Origin of the sequence: Paenibacillus sp. FSL H7-689, assembly GCF_000517905.1 — a bacterium.
In the GTDB taxonomy this organism is placed as follows: Bacteria; Bacillota; Bacilli; order Paenibacillales; family Paenibacillaceae; genus Paenibacillus; species Paenibacillus amylolyticus.
The window spans coordinates 222,256-244,269 of the sequence record NZ_ASPU01000016.1; the positions used below are offsets into that span (position 1 = coordinate 222,256).

Consider the following 22,014-nt stretch of genomic DNA (forward strand, 5'->3'; position numbering starts at 1 on the left):
TTTATATGCTTTCTCTGTTGTTTCCAGTCTTATTTGCGGGAATAACGCGTCTCAAGTTCGTTAGAATTGCATAACCACTATAAACGTCCAAATAAGGTGCGCTGAGTTCGTTAGCGTATCTCACCTTGCATTAGTTGAATGCTGGATGTTAGTGATTGGTGTCGTCCTCTCCATCAACGAAAACCCACCCTCCATGTACGCATGAAGAGTGGGTTTTTAAGTTAAGCTATATTCTGTTCATTGACGTTGTGCTTAGCGCAAGTTTGATATCTCAAAGAATAATTTACTTACCAGAAGGTTGAGCTTCTGCTGTATACCCTGTTGGGATATCCGTTTCTGCAGTCACATTGGTGATAACCATGGGATACATCATGTCTGGATCAGGTTGAATAATGGAATAGAGCACGATGGCGCGTCCATCCTTCTCCAATTTCACATCATCAATCTTCAATCCATAACCAGGGTGCGGCATTTCAGCACTGAGTTTAACTTTGGTTGTTTTGTCATCAACCTTGGTCGTTGTTACTTCAGGTACAATCGCTTGTTGGCCTTCACCTGGATTGGTTGGAGTTGGCTCTGCTGAGCCGCCATTGCCGTGTTTATCCACAAATTCGAGTGCATTGAAGATCATGCTTGCAGCCTCCATACGGGTAAGCGACTGATCTGGACGGAAATTCCCGTCCTTATCCAGTTCAATGATGTTCATGTTCAGCAGGTTCTGGACTGCAGATATGGCGTCCTTACCGATTTTATTTTCGTCCTTAACAAGATTATACTTCATGATGACCGGATAATTCCCGGTTGTGTTAATCCCTTCATTCAGCAAAATGACAAACAGTTCACGTGTCATCTTGCCCTGCGGGTTCACTTCAACCGGAATGGACAGTCCATTCTGAGTAGCGGCCTGCACCGCATCGGCATACCACGTATCCGGACTGATTTTATTCTGAGCGGATGCTTCCGCAAATTCATTTTTCAGACCAAATGCATTCACAATCAGTTGAACACCCTGTGGCTCGGACAATGCAAGATCTGGACGGAACAGATCCGCCGTTACTCCGTTAACAATACCTTTTGATTTCAATGAATCCACAACCGACTTCTGACCTTCATCCTTCACATCTGTGAAAGCAAATACCGATGCACCTCCTGCTGTCAAAGAAACGCAGAGCGCAAGTGTTGCAGCCAAACCTTTTTTATGTTTCATTTCCTGGCACCTCCATATGATTAGTAAAGCCTATTTTTTACCTCTTCATTCCTACAGACGGGGCATCCTTAGAAAATGTTTCAGTAATTTCGACATCTGGTGAATACAACACGAGAACACTGCATAGAGCTCCTTCCCGACGTCGATAATCCGATCACCTGCTTTTTGCTAACTGGCTTCGTTGACATCCCATCGGATTAGCGCAAAAATAAGAATAGAGAAATCTATCGGATGACGGATAAACAACGAACTGGATCGCATACAGTAAGAGGGCACGACGCGCTAATAACAGGTGTCGGCCCTTTTCTTGACTCCACCTGCCTGAACTGACTTCACCTATAACAAAAGGAGAACAACGCTTATGTCCAAGAAAGGATTACTCCGCGGTTATGTTGTGTCGAACTGGCCTGTTTATCTGGTTGCTGTTCTTCTGATCATCGCCTCCAATGTCGGGCAAGCTTCCTTGCCCCGCTTACTCGGTAGCTTCACGGATCAGTTGATGCAGAACTCTCTTCAGATGCAGACGGTCGTAAGGTACAGCCTGTCCCTTCTAGCTATTGCCATCGGGTATAATCTGCTGTTCGGTACCGGGCAATTCATGATTATGAAGCTCGGTCGACGCTTCGAATTCATGACACGTGAGCGTATATTCAGTAAGTTTTCCGAACTTAGCGAACATTATTTCTCCAAACAGGGGAACGGAAAGCTGCTCAGTTATGTCATGAATGACGTTACTTCCGTACGTGAAGCGATATCCAATGGTGTGACACTCATGACCAATGCCACCTTCCTGCTGTTGTCCTGCATTGTCATGATGTTGCTAAGCGGGATTCCGTTGACTCTCATTCTAATCAGTGTTGTCCCTTTGCTGGCGATTCCATTTCTGGTCGTGTTTTTTGGTCCGCGGATTCGCAAGCGCTCTCGCGACGTGCAGGAAGCTCTTGCAACCATGACGGAATCGGCGGAAGAGCAGCTGGGTGGCATTCGCGTAACCAAGACGTTTGCCATCGAAGACAGTGCTCGTGCACGCTTTGGAACCACCGTCGATGAGATCAAGAGTAAACAGCTTCGACTCGTTCGTCTGTCTTCGTTGTTTCAAGCATTGCTCCCGCTGCTGGGAGCCATCTCATTGGTCGTTTCTCTGCTTGTCGGAGGTATTATGACCATGCAGAATTCTATTACACTCGGAAGTTTTGTCGCCTTAACCTTATATCTGCGCATTATTATGGGACCGCTTCAACAGATCGGCAATGTTATTAATACCGTTCAGCGCTCAGGCGCATCACTGGAGCGGGTGAATGACCTGCTCAGCGAAGTAGCAGATGTACGTGAACTTCCTGAAGCCACAGCGCTCCAAACCGTACAAGATATCACCATGGAGAATCTAACCTTCTCCTATCCTGGCAGTTCATCTCCTGCTCTCCAAAACATTCAACTCAATATCCGTGCCGGGCGAACGGTCGGTATTGTAGGCAAGACCGGCTCAGGTAAAAGTACCCTCGTTAAGCTATTGCTGCGTACATATGAACCACCTGAAGGAACAATTCGCATCAATGGTACCGATATTCGGCAGTTGTCGCTGGAAAGTCTAAGATCGCGCATCGCCTATGTCCCTCAGGATGGATTCCTGTTTAGTACCACCATCCGAGATAACATCGCATTTAGCGACCGGGAAGTATCGCTGGATACAGTGGAACATAGTGCACGGCAAGCCATGATCTATGATAATATTGTCCGTTTTCCTGATCGCTTTGATACACTGCTTGGCGAACGTGGACTCACCCTGTCTGGTGGACAGCGTCAGCGAACCAGTCTTGCAAGAGGACTGATCAAACAAGCACAGTTACTTATTCTGGATGACAGCATGAGCGCGGTTGATGCTGTCACCGAGAGTGGTATTCTGCGTAGCCTGCGTGAGATCGGCAAGGGCAAGACTACATTAATTATCTCTCATCGCATCAGCGCGGTCCGTCATGCGGACGATATTATCGTTCTGGATGAAGGGCGAGTCGCTGAACAGGGAACACATGCGCAGTTGATGGCTGCCAAGGGGTTATATGCGGCCACCTACCGTTTGCAGGAGGAGGGATTACACCATGTCTAACCCTAACGCTGAACTTCACCCAGATGCAGAGGCCGATCAGAGTAAACGAACTTCGTTTAAGGCAATGATGGCATACGCCAAACCGCATAAATGGGCTTTTGCCGGTATCTTTTTCTGCTCACTGCTTGGCATATCGGCAGATCTGCTGCAACCCTATCTGGTGAAGATCGCCATCGATGATCATCTGGCCGTGGGCCAGACCAGTGTGGGCTTTCTCGTTCAGCTCGCAGCCATCTTTCTTGGGCTGGCTGTCATCAGTTTTATTTTTACCTATATCCAGAATAATCTGTTGCAGCATGTGGGTCAGAACATTGTATCCCGGATCAGAAAGGACCTGTTCAAGCATATCTCCAAGATGTCCATGTCCTTCTTTGACCGTTTTCATATCGGCAGTCTGGTCACGAACGTATCCAGTGATACGGAGACCATCAGCAGCTTTTTCACTCAAGTACTGCTCAGTCTGATTCGGGATGGTATGATGCTGGTGCTCATTATCGTCTTTATGTTCCAACTTGATCCTGTGCTGGCGAGTTACTCACTGATCGTTCTGCCTGTCATTGCGGTGGTTGCGGTATTATTCCGTAGTCGATTGCGAAAAGCTTATCAAAATGCCCGTACGCGTCTTTCCCGTCTGATCGCATTTACGGCGGAGAACCTGTCCGGTATGTTTCTGATTCAGGCTTTTCACCAAGAGGAAGAACAGAAGAAACGTTTCTCGGAACAGAACGCACTTCACCTGAAAGCCAACATTGCTCAAGCCCGCTCCAATGTTATCTTCAACCGAACGTTTGATATCCTTGGCAATGCGGCACTGGTCATGATGGTCTGGCTTGGAGGTCGCGCCGTACTGGGTGAGTCCCTGCAAGTCGGGGTATTATATGCGTTTATCAGCTATATTCGTCAGTTCTTTCAACCGATTAACCAGATTACGATGCAATGGAATACATTCCAGTCCACGACCGTATCAATGGATCGCATCTGGAACATTCTGAATACACGGCCTGAAGTTGCCGATCCCAAACCCGTGATGGCCTCCTCGCTGGAACCACAAAATGTGATGGGCCAGATTGATTTTAACGATGTGTCGTTTGGTTATCGGGCAGACCGGCCCTTGATCCAACAGATGAACCTGCACCTCTATCCGGGTGAAATGGTAGGTATTGTAGGCACAACAGGCGCTGGCAAAAGCACACTGATCTCCCTGCTCAATCGCTTCTATGATGTAGACAAGGGCAGTATCGAGATTGATGGTACTGATATCCGGCATCTGCCGCAGGCTAAGCTTCATCGGATCGTGGGTCTGATTCAACAGGAACCTTTCCTGTTCTCCGGTTCCATTATTGATAATGTGAGGATGTTTCGTGAGGATATTACGCGAGAGCAGGCAATTGAGGCCTGCCGGTTTGTCGGAGCACATGCGATGATTTCACGTTTGCCTCAAGGATATGATACACATCTATCCGAACGCGGAAGCGGACTATCCGCTGGGGAGCGTCAGTTGATTTCATTTGCCCGAATCGTGGTGTTCCAGCCCCGAGTACTCATCCTGGATGAGGCAACCGCCAATCTGGACTCACACACGGAACAGCTTGTGCAGCAGGCGTTGGAATCGGTATCCCAGGGACGCACCACCATTGTCATTGCTCATCGCCTGTCCACAGTGATGCATGCCGATCGAATTCTGGTGATGGAAAATGGGGAGATTGTGGAGGAAGGACCGCACCAGGAACTAATCGCAGCCAAAGGTGTATATGCAGACTTGTACACCCATGCGCGTGATGCAGGTAAAAATTCAGCTATATCAGGGTAATGAACCTGAGTTATAGTAAATACAGAACGTTGAACATGCCGCTCTGCTTATGCAGGCGGCACGTTTGGCATATCGATCAGCATTGTTAATTAGGAGGAACATCCATGCAACAACCCGAAACACCCAAGCGTGACCATCAGCAGATTCTTTACCAACGCAGCACAGCTCTATGGAAGGGAAGTCTATGCTTCCTGTTCCTTCTCTTGTGCGTGAGCTTATTATGGATCATCGTGGACGGACAAGCCGAAAGACTGGAGACCATATACTATTCCATTGCAGCCGTGCTGGGTATGTGGTTGATCGGACCGCTGTTCTTCATGTTTGTGTCACGACTAACCAAAACCCCTGCCGTGTTGTTATCCTGGGATGATGATGCATTGAGCACGGGCAAACGGAAGATTGCTTGGAGCCAGATTCGCAAAGTCGAACTCGCCTCACCTGCCCGCAGCAAGTGGCTCCTGTCTGCTTCTCCCATGTTTGTCCTGTACTTAAAAGACGGCACACGGTCTCATATTCAGACAGATCATCTGCTGAGCAAAAAAGAGCTGAACCAGGCTGTGACTTTGCTTCAGGAGACTTTGCAGGAACAGAAGCAGGATCGTTGAGTACCGGGATGGATGAGGACAAGCTCCCCACACATCACTGTGATTTCTCTACACCTATGGACAGGCTGACTTTGTAATTGCCGTAAGGCAACAACGCTTCAAGTAGTTGGCCAAGCTGCTCTGTGGTGCCAGTCTGCACTCTCATCAAATAACAGCCTTCTCCGCTGACACGATGGACTTCAACGATGTCCTCACGTTCAGCAATGAATGTACGAAAGGCGGCATGTCTGTCGCCGGAGTTCAAGAAAACTGTGACAAAGGCCTGTAGGCCGAGGCCAAGGCGTTCCGGGTTCCATTTTACCGTGTACCCTTCGATTACACCCAGATCTTGCAACTTGCGCACTCTTGCACCAACGGCCTGTCCCGTGAGATGAACCTCTTCACCGATCTCTTTGTGAGAACGTTTGGCATCCTGAATCAGAATCTGCAAAATACGTATATCCGTGTCATCTATCATTTCATTCATCTTGCTTCAGCAATCCTTTCACGGTGAAATTAGCGTGGCCTAATTCCATTCATCATGTTATGTACGCCGTTAAACGGGTTGTATACCATATAGGGTAATACTATTAAACAACTCGAAGGAGTGCAAATATAATGAAAATCCAATTGATTCGCAATGCTACACTGTGGCTGGAATACGGAGGGCTGAACATTCTCGTTGATCCGATGCTGATGGACGTCGAAGTCATGCCTGCATTCCCGAACACACCGAATGAGCTACGTAACCCGAGAGTCGGTCTGCCCGAAACCGAAACGGATTATCTGAATCCGGATCTGTTGATTGTGACACACACCCATGTGGACCACTGGGATGAATCCGCGGCGAAACAACTTGGCAAAGATATTCCTCTGATCTGCCAGCCTGGGGATGAGAATGTATTTCTGGGTGCCGGATTCACGAATGTAACAGCTGTAGATGAAAAACATGAGCATCACTCTGTCCGATTTGCCCGCACATCCGGGCATCATGGCACAGGTGAAATCGGTGAACGTATGGGCAACGTGTCCGGTTTCGTACTTGAAGCAGATGCAGAACCTGTCACCTATATTGCGGGGGATACGATCTGGTGTGAAGAACCTGCTGAGGCCATTCGCCAATATACGCCTGAAGTTATTGTCGTGAATGCCGGAGGTGCACGCTTCGTGGAGGGTGATCCCATTACGATGGACGGCCCTGACGTTGTCGCTGTGAAGCGCCATGCGCCATCTGCTCATGTCATCGCTGTGCACATGGATGCGATTAACCATTGTGTGATGTCTCGTACGGATCTTGCGACTTATCTGGCATCCGAGCAGTTGGATGGTCAGGTGCTCATCCCACGTGACGGCGAAAGTTTTGAGTTTTAAATTGAAGCGGAAGCTACGCTGAATCAAAGCGGAAGAGAAATAACCTTTTCACACAGGTGGGTGGATTGTAACGAACTCAGCACACGCTATTAGTCTGTTTTCAGCTAATCTAATATTCTAACGAATCCTAGACACGTTATTTCCGCTCTGGGCATGCTTTTCCCGAGATTTATCCATCTTTTTGTCAGGTTAACGTGTCTCCGATTCGTTAAATTTCTAATATAGCAATAATCGGCACAATAAGGTGTCCTAGGTTCGTTAGCGCGTGCGTATGGCAGGACCATGTAATTCATTTCAACACACGCCATTACCTAACTTATATGCTACCTTGTCTGCCACTTCATTACTCATGCCTCCCATGCATTCCTTTTCCCTATAAAATACAACGAAAAAAAAGCTGGATGCGATGAACTCGCACCCAGCTTTTTTGATTGAAGAAACACGCTAATCCGCTGTTCGCTGGCTTCCTTCTCAGGCATCAAGCCTGCCTTTGCGCTCCAACGTGTCCCATCCCTTTATGCTAATCCATTACTGCACTTTCAAACGAATCACGTTCCATGATGCTTTCGCCAAGCTCGCCGTAATCAGAGTATCAGATACAACTGCACCCCCGCGATTATGAGGAGCAACGCGGTTTGGTTGTGCTGCCGTATTAGATGCTTTGAGATCATCACTTTCCAGCACGATATGCTCGATCACGGTACACTTCCCGAAGCTGCGCAGGTCCACTTCGAGCGGAAGGGATTCTTCCAGATGACGGTTGACTGCAAATACAGTCACTTCACCCTGCTCTTCGTTATGAACCGCAATAGCTTCCAGATAAGGAACATCCGTGATTTGTTTTGTATCATATTTTGGAGACTGGATCAATGGTACCAATGCTGTTCCACGTCCGAAGAGAGATGTATGCATGAATGGATAGAAGATTGTCTGTCTCCATGAACCACCACCCGTATCTGTCATGATCGGCGCAATCACGTTAACGAGTTGTGCCAGACAGGCCATTTTAACCCGATCCGCATGTTTGAGCATACTGATCAACATACAACCAACAAGCAGTGCATCCTCATGATTGTAGATATCCTCAAGCTGTGGCGGAGCAATCTGCCAAGGGTCCATCTTCGAATCATTTTCATTGGAGTGATACCATACATTCCACTCATCAAAGGAGAGATACATCGTCTTTTTGCTGCGTTTCTTCGCTTTGATATAATCACAGGTCGCCTTCACGGTATCGATAAAACGATCCATTTCAAGCGAGCGTGCTAGGAACGTTGGTGTATCCTGCTCTTGATTGTCGTAGTATTGATGCAAGGACAGATACTCGACGTGATCATACGTATGATCCAGCACCGTTGCTTCCCATTCCGGGAACGATGGCATATTCAGGTTTGAACTTCCACAGGCTACCAGTTCAATCGTTGGGTCCGTCCACTTCATGACTTTTGCCGCTTCAACGGCTGCACGTCCATACTCTTCTGCCGTTTTGTGACCGATTTGCCAAGGGCCATCCATCTCGTTGCCCAGACACCATGTTTTGATCGCATGTGGCTGCTTGTATCCATGCTTGATGCGAAGATCACTATAATACGAACCTTCCGGATGGTTGCTGTACTCTACAATATTTCGTGCTGCATCGGCGCCCCGTGTTCCCAGATTAACGGCCATCATGACTTCAGAATTAGCCTGTTTCGCCCAGTCCACGAATTCATTGAAGCCAAATTCATTGGTCTCAATCGTTCTCCAGGCCAGTTCCAGTCTGCGTTTGCGTTCTGACACAGGTCCAACCGAATCTTCCCAATTGTAACCGGATACAAAATTACCTCCAGGATAACGTACAATCGGTACATTTAACTCCTTGACCATCTCCAGCACATCCGTGCGGAAACCCTGTTCGTTCGCTGATGGATGCCCCGGCTCGTAAATCCCGCCATAGACGGCACGTCCCAGATGCTCAATAAATGATCCGTACAAGCGCTTATCCACTACACCAATAGTAAAATCTTTATCTACCGTCATTTTTGCTTTTTCCATAATGAATTTCAACTCCTTAAGATTAATATAAAAATTAATTGATATTCTATGGATCAACGTTCATATTTATATTAAAATCGATTATAGCCTTAATTTCAACCTGAATTTTGCAAAATGTTATTCTTTTTACTGAATTTATGTTTAACTTAATTCTATACAGATAAAATGGAGGAACAACTGTGATCAGAGCAAATACCGATGCCGAATGGCTCCCCCTATATGAAGCACTTGCCAGTGAAGTCCGTCTACAGATCATCCGCCTTGTTGCAGAGACTCCGATGAATGTGAAGGATCTTGCTGCTTCACTGGGTCTGAGTAGTGCCATCGTGACCATGCATGTCCGCAAACTTCAAGATGTGGGCATTATTCAGTCCAAAATGATACGCAAAGACGGCGGCACACATAAAATGAACAGCCTTGCTGTAGACTGGATTGGCATCTCCATGCCGCAGGAAAGCGGGACAGCCCGCAAGCTGCACGAGGTTTCCGTCCCTGTGGGACACTACACCCACTTTGACGTCTATCCGACATGTGGTCTGGCTACGTCCAATCATGTTATCGGACAGTATGATGACCCTCGTTATTTTCTCGACCCTGAGCGGATGCATGCCCATATTTTATGGTTTGGCCGTGGGTTTGTGGAGTACAAAATTCCAAACTATATCTTATCCGGACAGCAGATCAATGCCATTGAATTGGCCCTCGAGATCGGGTCAGAAGCACCTTCGGTTAATCCGAATTGGCCCTCGGATATTACATTCATGCTGAATGGCATCCGATTAGGGGAATGGACAAGCCCCGGAGATTCAGGCAACGGACGTGGCATGTTCACCCCGGAATGGTGGAGTGACAGTGTCAATCAGTACGGCATGCTCAAGGTACTGCGAATTACCAATGAGGGTACGTTTATTGATGGACAACATCTATCCGACATTACACTCGCAGATATCCCGGTTGAACGCAACCAGTGGACCCTTCGTCTTTCGGTGGAAGAAGATGCTCAGCATGTAGGCGGGCTTACCTTATATGGTGAGGGATTCGGCAACTACAATCAGGATATCCTGTTCCGACTGTACTATCACGATTGAGTTCTTCAAAATAATAAATAACACAAAAACACCTCCCACTCGCCTGTCAAAGGCAGAATGGAAGGTGTTTTGTATGCATATGAAAATGTGCGGAATATCCAGTAAGGTTCTTGTTCTAACCTACAGCGCACTGCCACCAAACAGGAAGCGATACTCCCAGTGTTTGCCGGAGATATCACTAGTTGTTACACCACCGCCAGCGTTGGAATAGGTGTGTAATACTTTTCCGTCACCCAGGTAAATCCCTGTGTGCGTAATGGTTGCGCTAGATTTATTCACGCCCGAATACGATGATGCAGAGCTGCCTTTATACGACATGAAATACATCAGATCTCCGCGTTTCAGGTTTTTCCAGTTCGTCTGAACTGTACCCTTGGCTTTTACATAGGCTCCCTGTTTGCGGGAATCCGCTGGAAGCTTGATGCCCAGTGCATCAATGAAGGCCTGGCGTACAAAGCTGGAACAGTCAAAAGTAGCTGTGCTGTTACGACTGGCTCCGAACTCATAAGGTGTTCCCAAATATTTCATTCCCGCTGCAATCACTTTTTCTACAGATGCATTGCCAGTCACCGATGTACCACTATTCGAACTCGATCCGCTTGTGCTGCCACTAATCGCTTGTGTGTATTTGGATGAAGAAGATATGTAGCCTGTCCGGTTAGCAGAATCCTTAATCTTATACCAATCCGAACCGGATTGCTGAAGCACCGTTACCGTTTCCCCTTTAGCGACCAAGCGAACAATCTTCGCAGAAGAAGAAGGTGTTGTGCGTAGGTTTACGCCCCAAATTACTTTTACTTGTGAATTGTTAACAGCAGCTGCCGATACCTGTGCCGTTAGTGCTCCTGTCGTCAGACTTCCCATCAGCATCGTTGCTGTGACACTTGCCGTAATAATCGTTTTCTTCCAGTTCATGATGTCGAGTTCCCCCTGATGTTACAGAATTTTAACCTGGCTTGGTTCTCCCGGGCTTGCCCCATTGTAAACGGGCTATCCATAACGTTCATCAGTCAAAAGTCCTGTATTGATGCAGGCGAACTTGAGTACTAAGTATCAGGGTTTGTCCATAATATGCTGGAAAAATTCACTGCTGATCCCTTCTTTTTGAAAGGTTAAATTATTGTAACTATTTGATGTGCTTGATTTTTCCGCGATACAAGAGCTAGGTCGTTTCTCATTCAGGGCATATGCCATATGACCTATATTTTAATGTTTAAAATCGCAAATATGGTAAACATTACTATGATTCATTTGCCGATTACCGTTCCCCGAATTCACATTTTTGCCTCCAGCCTCAATACGGATCGATTTATCAGCAGTGTCCGTTGATTATTTCGTATTCCATTTTTGCTTTTCCATAAAAAAAGAAAAGCCAGGGATTTCTCCCCGGCTTAACCTATATGATGAGTAACATCACTCTACAATTGGTCGATCAACTCATTTAAGGTTCAATTCCCCATACCTTGGCGCCATCCTGATAAGCTGTCACTTTTGTCCAGGCACTGAAGGCCGTTTGGGTGGAATCAAAGGAATAATCATTGGTTTGATCAAAATTCGTCCAGTTGTTTTTCGAGAAACGTCCCTGGATGATTCCGGTCTCGGCACCAGCGGCCAAACTGCCGGCACCCGATTTGAATTCAATCTCCAGATACGTATCTGCCGTGCCCTTGGCCGGATCTATCGAAACAAAATGCCCTTCCACGTTACCACTGCCAATCTGTGCATAATCACACCAGAAACTCAGATCAGCGGCACTATCCTTCGTGAAATAATACCGGACCTTCACTTTGCTCAAGTCCACCGCAGTTGTACCTGTATTCTTCACATTAAATTGTGGAGTAATCGCATTGACCGAAGTTCCTGAACTACCATTACGGTATTGTACTTCAAGCGTTCCCGTTGTGACTGGAGGTGCTAATGGAGTCAACACCAATACATTTGAATTCGTCTGACCACTCGTATTACTGGCTACGACTCTATAATTATAAGCTGTACCATTCACCGCTGTAGCATCGGTATACGTCAGTGCAGTCAAACCTGTTGCCAGATCAGCATATGCCCCGCTGCCTACCGAACGTTGTACCTTATAACTTGATGCTCCAGTTGATGCAGTCCATGTCAGTACTGCCTGGGCATCGCCAGCCGTTCCAGTAAGGTTGAATACGCCTGGCACAACGGTACCTGCGAGTGGTGTTGCAGATGCCTGTGTCGACGGTGCAGACTCCCCTACGGCATTCACCGCAGTGACCACATAATAATACGTTGTGCCGTTGGTCAAGCCTGTATCCGTGAATGTTGATCCTGTGACCCCTGTTGCTACAGACGTATAAGGACCACCATTCACCTCTGCACGTTTCACGGTATACGAGGCTGCACCAGCGGCTGCGTTCCAATTCAGAACCACTTGCTCACTTCCTCCAGTTGCTGTTACGCCAGCAGGAGCAGCGGGTACTTCCACTTCCGGACTATCGGAATCTCCGAGGAGACGATCATACTCGCCGTACGCTGTAGCCATATCCACTTGTGACCAGAACCGGTGATACGTAAAGGTAGGTGCACCGTTTTCCCACTGCTTCGTGGTCGGATTATACGACGTTTTGTACAGGTTATCCAAGTAAGCCCATGCCGGATCTTGCTTGATGGCCGGACGCAGATCGGAGTATCCAATGTATACGCCATTGCCGCCTTTTGCCGGATCGGAAGGTACACCTGCTGTACCAGGAATCGTGTTGCCTTGACCAAAGGTTCCAGACCAGTTCGCCGGGATATAGATCTCTTTGGCAAAGAAGCGGAAGTAGTCTTTACGCTCTTCTTCCGTAACAATCCCCACACCATCATTGTAATCCCAAGCTGTATCCAGCAGAGCCTCGGCCAAATCCTTGGCTTCTTGGCCTTCCGCGTTAAGTGTGCCGTTCTCTGCCTGTGTTCCCGCTGCGAAGAAAGTCAGAGCTTTAACGTAACTTCCCAGAACTCCTGTGTCCTGCACTGGATCTTTGGTCGTTACACGGAAGTTCGGATTTTCCGTAAACGAACTGAATCCGTTCCACTTGTCCGGTTGACCCTGCCATTCCTGACCACCCGGAATCCAGAACTCTCCGGGAGCCGGCGTTGTCGCTACCTGAACATTAGTTCCACCCAAAATGCGCTGTCCAGCCGCATTCAGATAATAGCCTTGCGCATCCGTCACCGGACGCTCACCTACAAATACATAATCCTTACTCCAGTCGATCCACTTCGTGATTACTTTTTTGGCCATCTGGAAGTTCTCAGAGGTCAAATCACCGCTCTCCGCAAGAATATAGTACATCTCGGCTACACGCTCCAGCGGCCATGCCTGGAATCCAAACCAGGTGTTGGAATCCGGATCACGATATACAGGTGCCTCCTGATAAGCCATGTCATAGAATGTACTTACGCCTGCCGGATAGGCTTTGTATGAACCATCCAGACTGTTCGTTGCTCCCCCGCCGATAGCTCCTTCATGGGATTGTAGCCAAGTGTAGAATTCCAACTGACGTTTCAGCGTAGCATTCCAATCTGCCTTCGCTGTTGCTGATTTCGGAATCAAGCCGCCAGCCGGATCAGACAAAGCATACGCTGCAACCGGGTTTTGATAAGCCTGATGGGTATGGCTCGCTCCAATGCGCCAAGCCCAATCCCCACCTTGACCCAGGCCACCGCCCCAAGACGTATACCAAGCCATGAGATACATGTTGGAATCCTTGCCTGTACCCGGAGTCGGTGTACCGTTCTTTGCACTTCCAATTTTCTGGAAGTATTTATCATACATACCATAGCGTAGATAGTCCCCCATCTTCTTCGCTTTATCCAGATATTCCGGATTGTTGTATCCCATCTCCTTTGCCCAATACAGCACCTGTACAGCACGCGCATCGGCATCCGTTGCGTTTGTGTAACGCCATTGTGCTGACGGTACCTGATTTTCCTTTGTGAACAAGCTCATGAAACCTTCGTTTGCCTTACCAAAAGATTTATCATCCTGGGATGGATGCGGAATGGCTTCCCACACAGACTCCTGCTCCCCACGTTGGAAAGTATTCACATAGGTAGCCGTATGTGATGGATTCAACAGGTTTCCATATCCATACCAGTCATCCACATCGACCAGCCAGTGCATGAGATAGGTCTGATTGTCACCATAGGTCGCCTTAAGTTCGGCATCAATCGGGTCTTTACCCGCTGCATATTGACCATTAAGTTGCGATGGATATTGATCTGGGAAAGGTTTTTCCGCTGCATACGTAGCAGGGCTGTTTGGGTTGTATGAGCTCATCGTAGGCTGCTCTTCCTTGCCGTCACCTTCGTTGACCGGGATAATGTATTTCTCCATACTGTCCCAAGCTGCTTCCAATTGGGACCAATCTCCCGTGTAGTGACCATACATGGTTTCCAACCACAGCCAGTAACTATATGCCTCAGACGTCGTCATATGACCATAATCCGGGGCCTCACTCAGCAGGGTCTCAATGGAATGATACGGTAGACCCTCTGGCGAAAAATATCCGTTCGCCGGATCTTTCAACTGATCATACAATTGCAAAAACCGGGCTTCATTAATGCTGTCTGCCTGAATCTCGATGGCCTGATCTGCGGCATGTGCTGTTTGCGGCCCTGCCCAGAGTCCGGTGTATCCGGTCAACATGACGGTTCCCGCCAGCATCGCTGTTAAACTTTTTTTCGCAGCTGATTTCAACATTAATATATACCTCCCTGGAATAGTGGAAATTGAATATAAACGGTCTGACCATGCTGCTCTTCGGCCAATGATCTTGAGCTAGTTACGGCTCCAAGCCCCACACTTTGGTGTTTCCCTGATACCCGGTTACCTTGTTCCATGCGGCAAAAGCCGTCTTGGAAGCATCATAGGAATAATCATTACTTTGATCGAAATTGCTCCAGTTATTTTTGGAAAAGCGTGCTTGAATCACGCCGGTCTCTGCTCCAGCGGCCAAACTGCCTGCTCCCGACTTGAAGCTAATCTCCAGATACGTATCTGCGGTACCCTTTGCCGGACTCACTGCGACAAATGTACCTTCAACATTGGCCGTGCCCATCTCGGCATAATCACACCAGAAGGTCATTTGATCCGCACCATCCTTGGTGAAATAATATCGGATCTTCACGGTACTGAGATCAATCGCTTGTGTTCCGGTATTCTTCACGTTGAACTGCGGAGTCACCGCATTACTTGAATTCCCGGACCCTCCGCTGCGGTACTGCACTTCGAGTGTACCGGTCGTCACCGGAGGTGCAGAAGGCGTCAGTGCCAGGACATTGGACAGTGTCTGTCCGTTCGCATTCACGGCTGCAATCCGGTAATTGTACGTGGTGCCATTCAGCGCTGTTGTATCGGTGTAAGTCAACACGGACAATCCGGTTGCCACATCTGCATAAGTCCCGCCTGCCACCGAACGTTGTACCTTATAGCTAGTAGCGCCCGAGGCTGCTGTCCAAGTCAGGACCGACTGCGCATTACCAGCTGTCCCACTTAAAGTCAGTGCTCCCGGCACCGTCGAAGCTGCTTGCGGGGTAGCCGACACCTGCACAGAACCCGATGATTCCCCTGCTGAATTCACAGCAGACACTACATAATAATAAGCCGTCCCGTTGGTCAGCCCCGTGTTTGTGTAGGTCAATCCATTAACCCCTGTCGCAACAGTTGTATATGGTCCTCCACTCACCTCGGAGCGCTTCACCGTATACGATTCAGCCCCGGATACAGCGGCCCAAGTCAGGTTAACCTGACTACTTCCCGCTACAGCCTGCACGCCAGCAGGTGCGCTTGGAACCGTGACTGGTGTAACACCAGGCTCCTGTCCATACACCTTTACCCCTGCATCATAGACTGGAAGGTATATGCTCTTCACAGGAGTGCCTGTGGTCAGCGTCTGGAACGAATGATCATTACTTGCATTCCATGCACCCTGTGGGCCTGTAATGCGGAACTGTACTTCTTTACGATAATTTCCTTCCCCACCTGGATAGATCTTGGTATTACCGAAGTTCGCCGTAATGGCATAGATATGCTGGGCTGCATTCACCACAACTGGTTGGGATACCGTCGCCCCCTCTGTATAGGAGGTTGTCACTTGCACGTCCGATACCGTACGTCCGGCAGCATACACTTCACTCAAATCCAGGAAATACTTAAAAGACAGTTGATCTCCCATTCGGGCAGGCCAAGCGGAACGATTATTAAGCTGTGCTCTGATTTCCGTATAATTGGCACCTGATGATTTGATCGCAGCCTCCACAAAGAACTCATCTCCCTTCACCTCAGGTGCAGGGAAGTTCGCAAGGGGCTGATGATTCTGACCAAATAGCAAATTCATCTTTGCCAGTGCGCCGGTAAAACCAGCATTGTAATCGGTTGCGACCTCATTACTCACGTAATCCCCGATATCATCGGTATATCCATCCGATGCATCCGGGCCACCGACCATGGCACCATACAGAATATGGCGATGGTTAGCCGGGATATCTTCGTTATTCAGCCATGAACCGTGAGCGGTCCGATGATGCGGATGTTGAGGTGCATTTTGCCCATATCCGACCACATAACTGCTCTGACGTGGATTATCGCCCAGAATATAATTCATCTGTGAGACAGCAAAATCCTGATATCTTGACTTTTTCACAGGATCACTGACCCAGTCGGAGTATACAAAAGAAATAAAGGATGCATTCGCTGCATATCGGAGCGAGCCCCACTGATCCAGCCACGCCAGACCTCCTGGCGTATACTTGACTCGTGTCCCATTGACTCCAACCGTCCAATAATCCAGATTGCGCTCAGTCGACTGAATAAATCTCGTCGCCTCCGGCATGTTCAAACTGGACGTAATACGAGCAAGCAGGATCTGGGCACCATAATGTTTACTGTCCCAACCTTGTGTCCAGGTATACGGCCAATTGGCTGAGCCTCCGCTAGAAGACCACCGGTCCGTAGCTGCAATGGCTTTGGACAAGTAAGCGCTATCATTAGTGGCTAAATAAAGCCACGCTCCGCCCCATGCCAGCTCGTCTTCGTATCCTGTCCACGAATTATAGAACGCTGCAGCATCAGTGATACAATCGGTGTATTCCCCCCGATATGTATCTGCGAAGTTGTACAGCTCTTTCGCATGTTGAAGCAGTCTGGCCGAATATGCCGGATCATCATCTGCAAATACAATCGATGACGCTGCCAGCGCTGCAGCCGTTTCTGCCGCCAGATCACTGCCCGGGCATGAAGCATCAATCTTGAACGAAGGACGGTTCATCTGCATGACTTCTGCGGGTCCCCACCAGGCATGGTCGGTATTACCTGCCCCCACTTGTCCCCATAATTCATTTGGTTTCGTATGCGCTTTCATAAAATAGTCGGTCGCCCATCGGATATTATCCTTGATCTCCTCCAGTTGTCCGGCCTGTTCATATCCGTCACTGTATTCCACGACAGACCAGGCGAGCATCGTTGCGGAAGCAGCCATCGGAAAACCAAACTTCACGTGATCTCCGGCATCATACCATCCTCCGGTCAGATCAACACCTACATCAGCTCCATCCTGCATGCCCGAATTACCACGCCATTCGACCCGATTACTCGCTGGCAACGGACCCGAGCGCTGTGCCTCATAGAAGTAAATGGCCTTTTGTAGTGCTTCAGCATAGTTCTGATTTCCAGCGGCCGCATCCGCCTTACGAATTCCTGTGCCCATCGATAAACTCCCTGCCAGTAATCCTGCCGATAACGCGATCATAGCGACTCGTCTCCACCAGCTCCCCTTCATGTTCAACTATTCATCTCCTCTTCATCAATATTCCGTATGCATTACTCTGGACTGCAAGTTTATATCGCTCCTTCCCATGGTGTATTTCAGTGTAAGTTCCACCATTAATTACCATTATAGCCGTTTGTTTCACCAGCTATATAAGCGTTGGTGACTTCTGAAATAACATTGTTGTGACCTGCTCTGCGTCATGCGACAAAAAAAGCTGTTTCTCTAACGCATATGCGCGTTAGAGAAACAGCTTCTCGCCCTTGTTATCATCAACAGTACAAATCGAATGGCATTCTGACCATCCTGTCAGTATGTTTCTGTACACCTTAGATATCACAGAACATCTCTTAGTTACACTTTGAACTTGTTAATCTGCTCCTGCAGTTCTTCGGCCATTTTGGATAATGAACCTGCGGATGATGCAATCTCTTCCATCGAAGCCAACTGCTGCTGAGTTGCGGCAGATACATTATGAACCCCGCCCGCTGCCTCTCCAGCAATGTTGGAGATTTGACTTACATATCCTACAACCTCAGTTGTACTCGCCGACATTTCCTCTGAACCTGCAGATACTTCCTGGATTTCACCCGCTACTTTGTTGACCGCATCCGAGATCTGCTCGAAGGCTTGTCCTGCCGCAGTAACCATCTCGATTCCGGCTTCTGTCTCACTGCTGTTCACTTTCACTGCCTGAACAGCATGATCCGTATCTTTCTGAATCAATTGAACGAGATCCGTAATTCGTTGCGCAGATGTAGAAGATTCCTCAGCCAACTTACGCACTTCTCCCGCAACTACGGCGAAACCACGTCCGTGCTCTCCTGCTCGTGCGGCTTCAATGGCTGCATTCAGTGCAAGCAGATTGGTCTGCCGGGCAATGTTGTTGATTACCTCCGTAATGGTTCCAATCTCTGCTGAACGTTCCCCCAGCCCTGTAACCAATTCAGTAAGCGAAGCAATGGAATTTCGAACAGAACCCATCTGTTCAACCGCTTGCTGAATAATCATATTTCCTTCGGAAGATTGATTCGCCGCATCCACAGCAGATACGGATACACTCTGAGCAAGCTCGGCAATCTGCTCCGATCCGAGAGCCATCTCATTCATCGCCTGTGAAGAGCGTTTTACAATATCCACCTGATCCGACGTGCCCACAGCCAGTTCCTCAACCGTTTGGGAAATCTGTTCCGAGGCTTGAGTATTTTGCTCTGCACTTGCAAGAAGCTCCTCCGATGAAGCAGCCACCTGTTCGGAAGTCATCGATACCGATTCAATCATGGAGCGCAAATTGCCACTCATGGTATTGAAGGAAGCCGCGAGCGTTCCCAATTCGTCTTTGTTCTTGAGCACAATCGTCTCACCCGTCAGATCACCATTGGCAATAGCCATGGCCGCTTCATTCATCTTTTTGATTGGACGTGAAATGATGCTTGCAATGAAGAATGCAATGAACACGGCGATCAGGAATGCAAAAATCGTCACTGCCAAAATCACATTAAATGTATTCTCAGCCAACTCGACAGAATCATTCGTTGCTGCATCTGATCCTTCATTGCCCAAGGTAATTAACTTGGCAAGGGTGTCGTTTGCTGTATACCACATTGGGTAGGCCTCAGTATGAAGTCTGCTTGCTCCTGCATAATCGTTTTTCAGACCCATTTCGATGAATGCAGGCATTTTAGCCAGATAGGCATCATAGTTTGTACTGAAATCTTCATTATACAGCTTAAGCGCTGCTTCGTTGCCTACAAAGTACGTTTGCAACTGTTTGCGCTCATCTTCAATCTTGGTAAGAAGCAGCTGTAACGCTTCATTCAACTTGACGTTCTCGTCTTCGTCCTGTTCAACGATAATGGCCAGCGCTAACCGCTCTACATCCGAAACATCACCATTCATCATACCCAACAGGCTTACACTCGGCATCCAGGTCTGGTCCACATCATTGGCTTTACCAGACATATTATGGATCTGTATTAACGCATAAACGCTTACAACAATCAACAGAGCCACGACTATGAGAAAACCAGTCAGTAACTTGCCTCGAATCGTTAACTTTAATATCCCCAACTTATTCCCCCGCGTGTCTTCCATGTGTCCCACTCCTCAAAATAATACATATTTATAATATATCGTCACCTATCGTCGTGAATTGTAGATGTTAGAATTCAATTTCTGTAAATTTCATGTAACTTCGAACATAACACAAAAAAAGTCTCCCATCTTTGGCAGAACCAGAGATAAGAGACTTCTTTCAATAAACTAAACTACCAAAACTTCACTAGACATTGCTTTCAAAAGCTAACGAAAAACACGTCGGTGTATGTTAATGAAAAAGTCGGGAATCGACTTGGTATAATTGCGGGTTGTAATCAGAACCACACTAAGCAGACTTCCGAGAATGAATCCTCCCAGAATATCTCCTGGATAATGCACACCAACATATACACGAGACACCCCTGTCAACACAGCGAGTAACAACATCCATGACCCGAAGCGACGTCCAATAAAGAATGAAGCAGCCGCTAGAGCAAATACAAAGGAAGCATGTTTACTTGGAAAAGAAGGATCAGGTACATGGGCAACCAGCTGATGCACAGTCCCTTCTACAAAAGGTCTTGGGTGACCGACCGCTGGTGAAATCCCCCATTTGGCCAGAACTAGCGCTACAATGGAAGCCACACAGGCATAAAAAACAATTCGTTGTTTCGATGGATCGCTGAGAAACCATACGATAACGAGCAGTGCAATCATGACCCAAACCGCATACTCGGATGATGTGATCATAAACCAGTCCAGAAACGGGATTTGGTCTGCAAACTGATTAATCCAATTAAATAGTGATTGATTCATAACTGGCTTTTAATACCCCCATTACACAAAACAAGATTATTTTTTACATATTAAATATACACTAACTATTTGTCAAACAATTCTCACATTGACCGAAGTTACGAAATCAAAGAGGACTTTTTGCTTTCTTTTTGTTAAACTAGTTTGGGTTACATATCAGTTCAATCATAGAAAGGTGAAGATTATGCTTAAAAAATGGTTATGGGGTACAGCCCTGACCCTGGCACTTGCGATTACAGGTGTCGTTGTATATTACGGATATTCGATTGTTCATTTTGCCAATAGCATCTCCACGGCTTCCGGGACTTCATCCAACTCGTCCTCTTCCGGCACTGACAGCGATTCAGACACACCAACGACAACGATTCCCCGATGGGAGGGCCAGGAACGGGTGAACATTCTGCTCCTTGGCGGAGACTCGAGAGGCGACGATGCAGGACGCTCAGACTCGGTCATGGTCGCTTCTATTGATCCGGTCACCAAGAAAGCCCATCTATTCTCCGTACTGCGTGATACCTATGTTGCCATTCCTGGGCATGGCAAAAGCAGACTTAATGCAGCCTTTTCCTACGGGGGTGCGGAGCTGACCAAACAAACCGTAAGTGATCTGCTCGGTATTCCCATTCAGCATTATGTCTACACAGACTTTACAGGTTTCATGGCACTCGTTGATGCAGTAGGCGGTATTGAGATCGATGTGGAGAAAGACATGTATTACACCAGTAAAGCAGATAAACATATGTACGACATTGACTTAAAAAAAGGATTGCAACATATGGACGGCAAGACCGCCCTTCAATATGTTCGGTTCCGGCATGATGCCACCTCGGATTTCACCCGTACCGAACGGCAGCGGATCTTCATGACCGAGCTGGCCAAGAAAATGCAGAGCACTACGTCGCTTTTCAAAATCCCGGATATCCTGGAAGCCATCGCTCCCTATATCGAGACAGATCTTAGTCCAACCCAGATGTTAAAACTCGCATCACTTGGCTTCGATATCCATGTGAACGATATCGATCAGCAGCAGATTCCACCCAACAAACTACTCACCAATGAACTGGTCGGCTCAGCTCAGGTGCTGGGTGTTGATGTGACCAAACTCCAGTCCTACATTCAGAAACTGTTTGAAGAAGATGCCGAGTCCTCAGAGACTCCATCAGCAGAGGGACAGAACTAAAA

Annotated in this window: 14 protein-coding genes; 6 read left to right on the top strand and 8 right to left on the bottom strand. The window is 47.8% G+C overall.

Annotation, left to right across the window (positions count from 1 at the left end; all coding sequences use genetic code 11):
- Positions 1-283 precede the first annotated feature (283 nt).
- A complete protein-coding gene (locus tag C170_RS16035) occupies positions 284-1,207 on the bottom strand; it encodes an S-layer homology domain-containing protein (RefSeq protein ID WP_047841909.1) in 924 nt (307 codons plus the stop codon).
- A 361-nt stretch (positions 1,208-1,568) separates the two neighbouring features.
- On the opposite strand from C170_RS16035, the gene C170_RS16040 reads away from it, so the two are divergent.
- The 3 genes from C170_RS16040 to C170_RS16050 all read left to right on the top strand — a co-directional run bounded on the left by C170_RS16040 (position 1,569) and on the right by C170_RS16050 (position 5,726).
- Positions 1,569-3,311, top strand: a complete 1,743-nt coding sequence (locus C170_RS16040; RefSeq protein ID WP_036611505.1) for an ABC transporter ATP-binding protein — start codon at positions 1,569-1,571, stop codon at positions 3,309-3,311.
- Complete coding sequence (locus tag C170_RS16045; protein ID WP_036611508.1) at positions 3,304-5,121, top strand: ABC transporter ATP-binding protein; 1,818 nt, start codon at positions 3,304-3,306, stop codon at positions 5,119-5,121. Before C170_RS16040 ends, C170_RS16045 begins: the two co-directional genes overlap by 8 nt.
- A 104-nt stretch (positions 5,122-5,225) precedes the next feature.
- On the top strand, positions 5,226-5,726 hold the full coding sequence (locus tag C170_RS16050) for a hypothetical protein (protein ID WP_036611511.1): 501 nt from the start codon (positions 5,226-5,228) through the stop codon (positions 5,724-5,726).
- Positions 5,727-5,760: 34 nt separating this feature from the next.
- Here C170_RS16050 and C170_RS16055 read toward each other — a convergent pair whose 3' ends face one another.
- Positions 5,761-6,192 (bottom strand): Lrp/AsnC family transcriptional regulator, encoded by a 432-nt coding sequence (locus C170_RS16055; protein WP_036611514.1) that lies wholly within the window; start codon positions 6,190-6,192, stop codon positions 5,761-5,763.
- A gap of 131 nt (positions 6,193-6,323) precedes the next feature.
- On the opposite strand from C170_RS16055, the gene C170_RS16060 reads away from it, so the two are divergent.
- The gene (locus C170_RS16060) at positions 6,324-7,076 is read left to right on the top strand and encodes an MBL fold metallo-hydrolase (protein ID WP_036611517.1); all 753 of its coding nucleotides are present in this window, start codon (positions 6,324-6,326) and stop codon (positions 7,074-7,076) included.
- Between the two features lie 528 nt (positions 7,077-7,604).
- Here C170_RS16060 and arfA read toward each other — a convergent pair.
- Positions 7,605-9,110, bottom strand: coding sequence for an arabinosylfuranosidase ArfA (gene arfA / locus C170_RS16065; RefSeq protein WP_051447223.1), 1,506 nt, complete (start codon positions 9,108-9,110; stop codon positions 7,605-7,607).
- A 182-nt stretch (positions 9,111-9,292) separates the two neighbouring features.
- Here arfA and C170_RS16070 point away from each other — a divergent pair, with 182 nt between their 5' ends.
- Positions 9,293-10,198, top strand: a complete 906-nt coding sequence (locus C170_RS16070) for an ArsR/SmtB family transcription factor (RefSeq protein ID WP_036611621.1) — start codon at positions 9,293-9,295, stop codon at positions 10,196-10,198.
- 120 nt (positions 10,199-10,318) lie between these two features.
- Here the strand turns inward: C170_RS16070 and C170_RS16075 are convergent, their stop codons facing one another.
- The 5 genes from C170_RS16075 to C170_RS16095 all read right to left on the bottom strand — a co-directional run bounded on the left by C170_RS16075 (position 10,319) and on the right by C170_RS16095 (position 20,832).
- On the bottom strand, positions 10,319-11,113 hold the full coding sequence (locus C170_RS16075) for a C40 family peptidase (protein ID WP_051447224.1): 795 nt from the start codon (positions 11,111-11,113) through the stop codon (positions 10,319-10,321).
- Between the two features lie 526 nt (positions 11,114-11,639).
- A complete protein-coding gene (locus C170_RS16080; protein WP_051447225.1) occupies positions 11,640-14,915 on the bottom strand; it encodes a glycoside hydrolase family 48 protein in 3,276 nt (1,091 codons plus the stop codon).
- 82 nt (positions 14,916-14,997) lie between these two features.
- On the bottom strand, positions 14,998-17,991 hold the full coding sequence (locus C170_RS16085) for a glycoside hydrolase family 9 protein (protein ID WP_036611626.1): 2,994 nt from the start codon (positions 17,989-17,991) through the stop codon (positions 14,998-15,000).
- A gap of 342 nt (positions 17,992-18,333) precedes the next feature.
- Positions 18,334-20,073, bottom strand: coding sequence for a methyl-accepting chemotaxis protein (locus C170_RS16090; RefSeq protein ID WP_036611520.1), 1,740 nt, complete (start codon positions 20,071-20,073; stop codon positions 18,334-18,336).
- A 207-nt stretch (positions 20,074-20,280) separates the two neighbouring features.
- A complete protein-coding gene (locus C170_RS16095) occupies positions 20,281-20,832 on the bottom strand; it encodes an undecaprenyl-diphosphatase (protein ID WP_051447226.1) in 552 nt (183 codons plus the stop codon).
- Positions 20,833-21,016: 184 nt separating this feature from the next.
- On the opposite strand from C170_RS16095, the gene C170_RS16100 reads away from it, so the two are divergent.
- Entirely contained in the window at positions 21,017-22,012 is a 996-nt protein-coding gene (locus tag C170_RS16100) for an LCP family protein (RefSeq protein ID WP_036611524.1), read from the top strand.
- Positions 22,013-22,014: the final 2 nt, after the last annotated feature.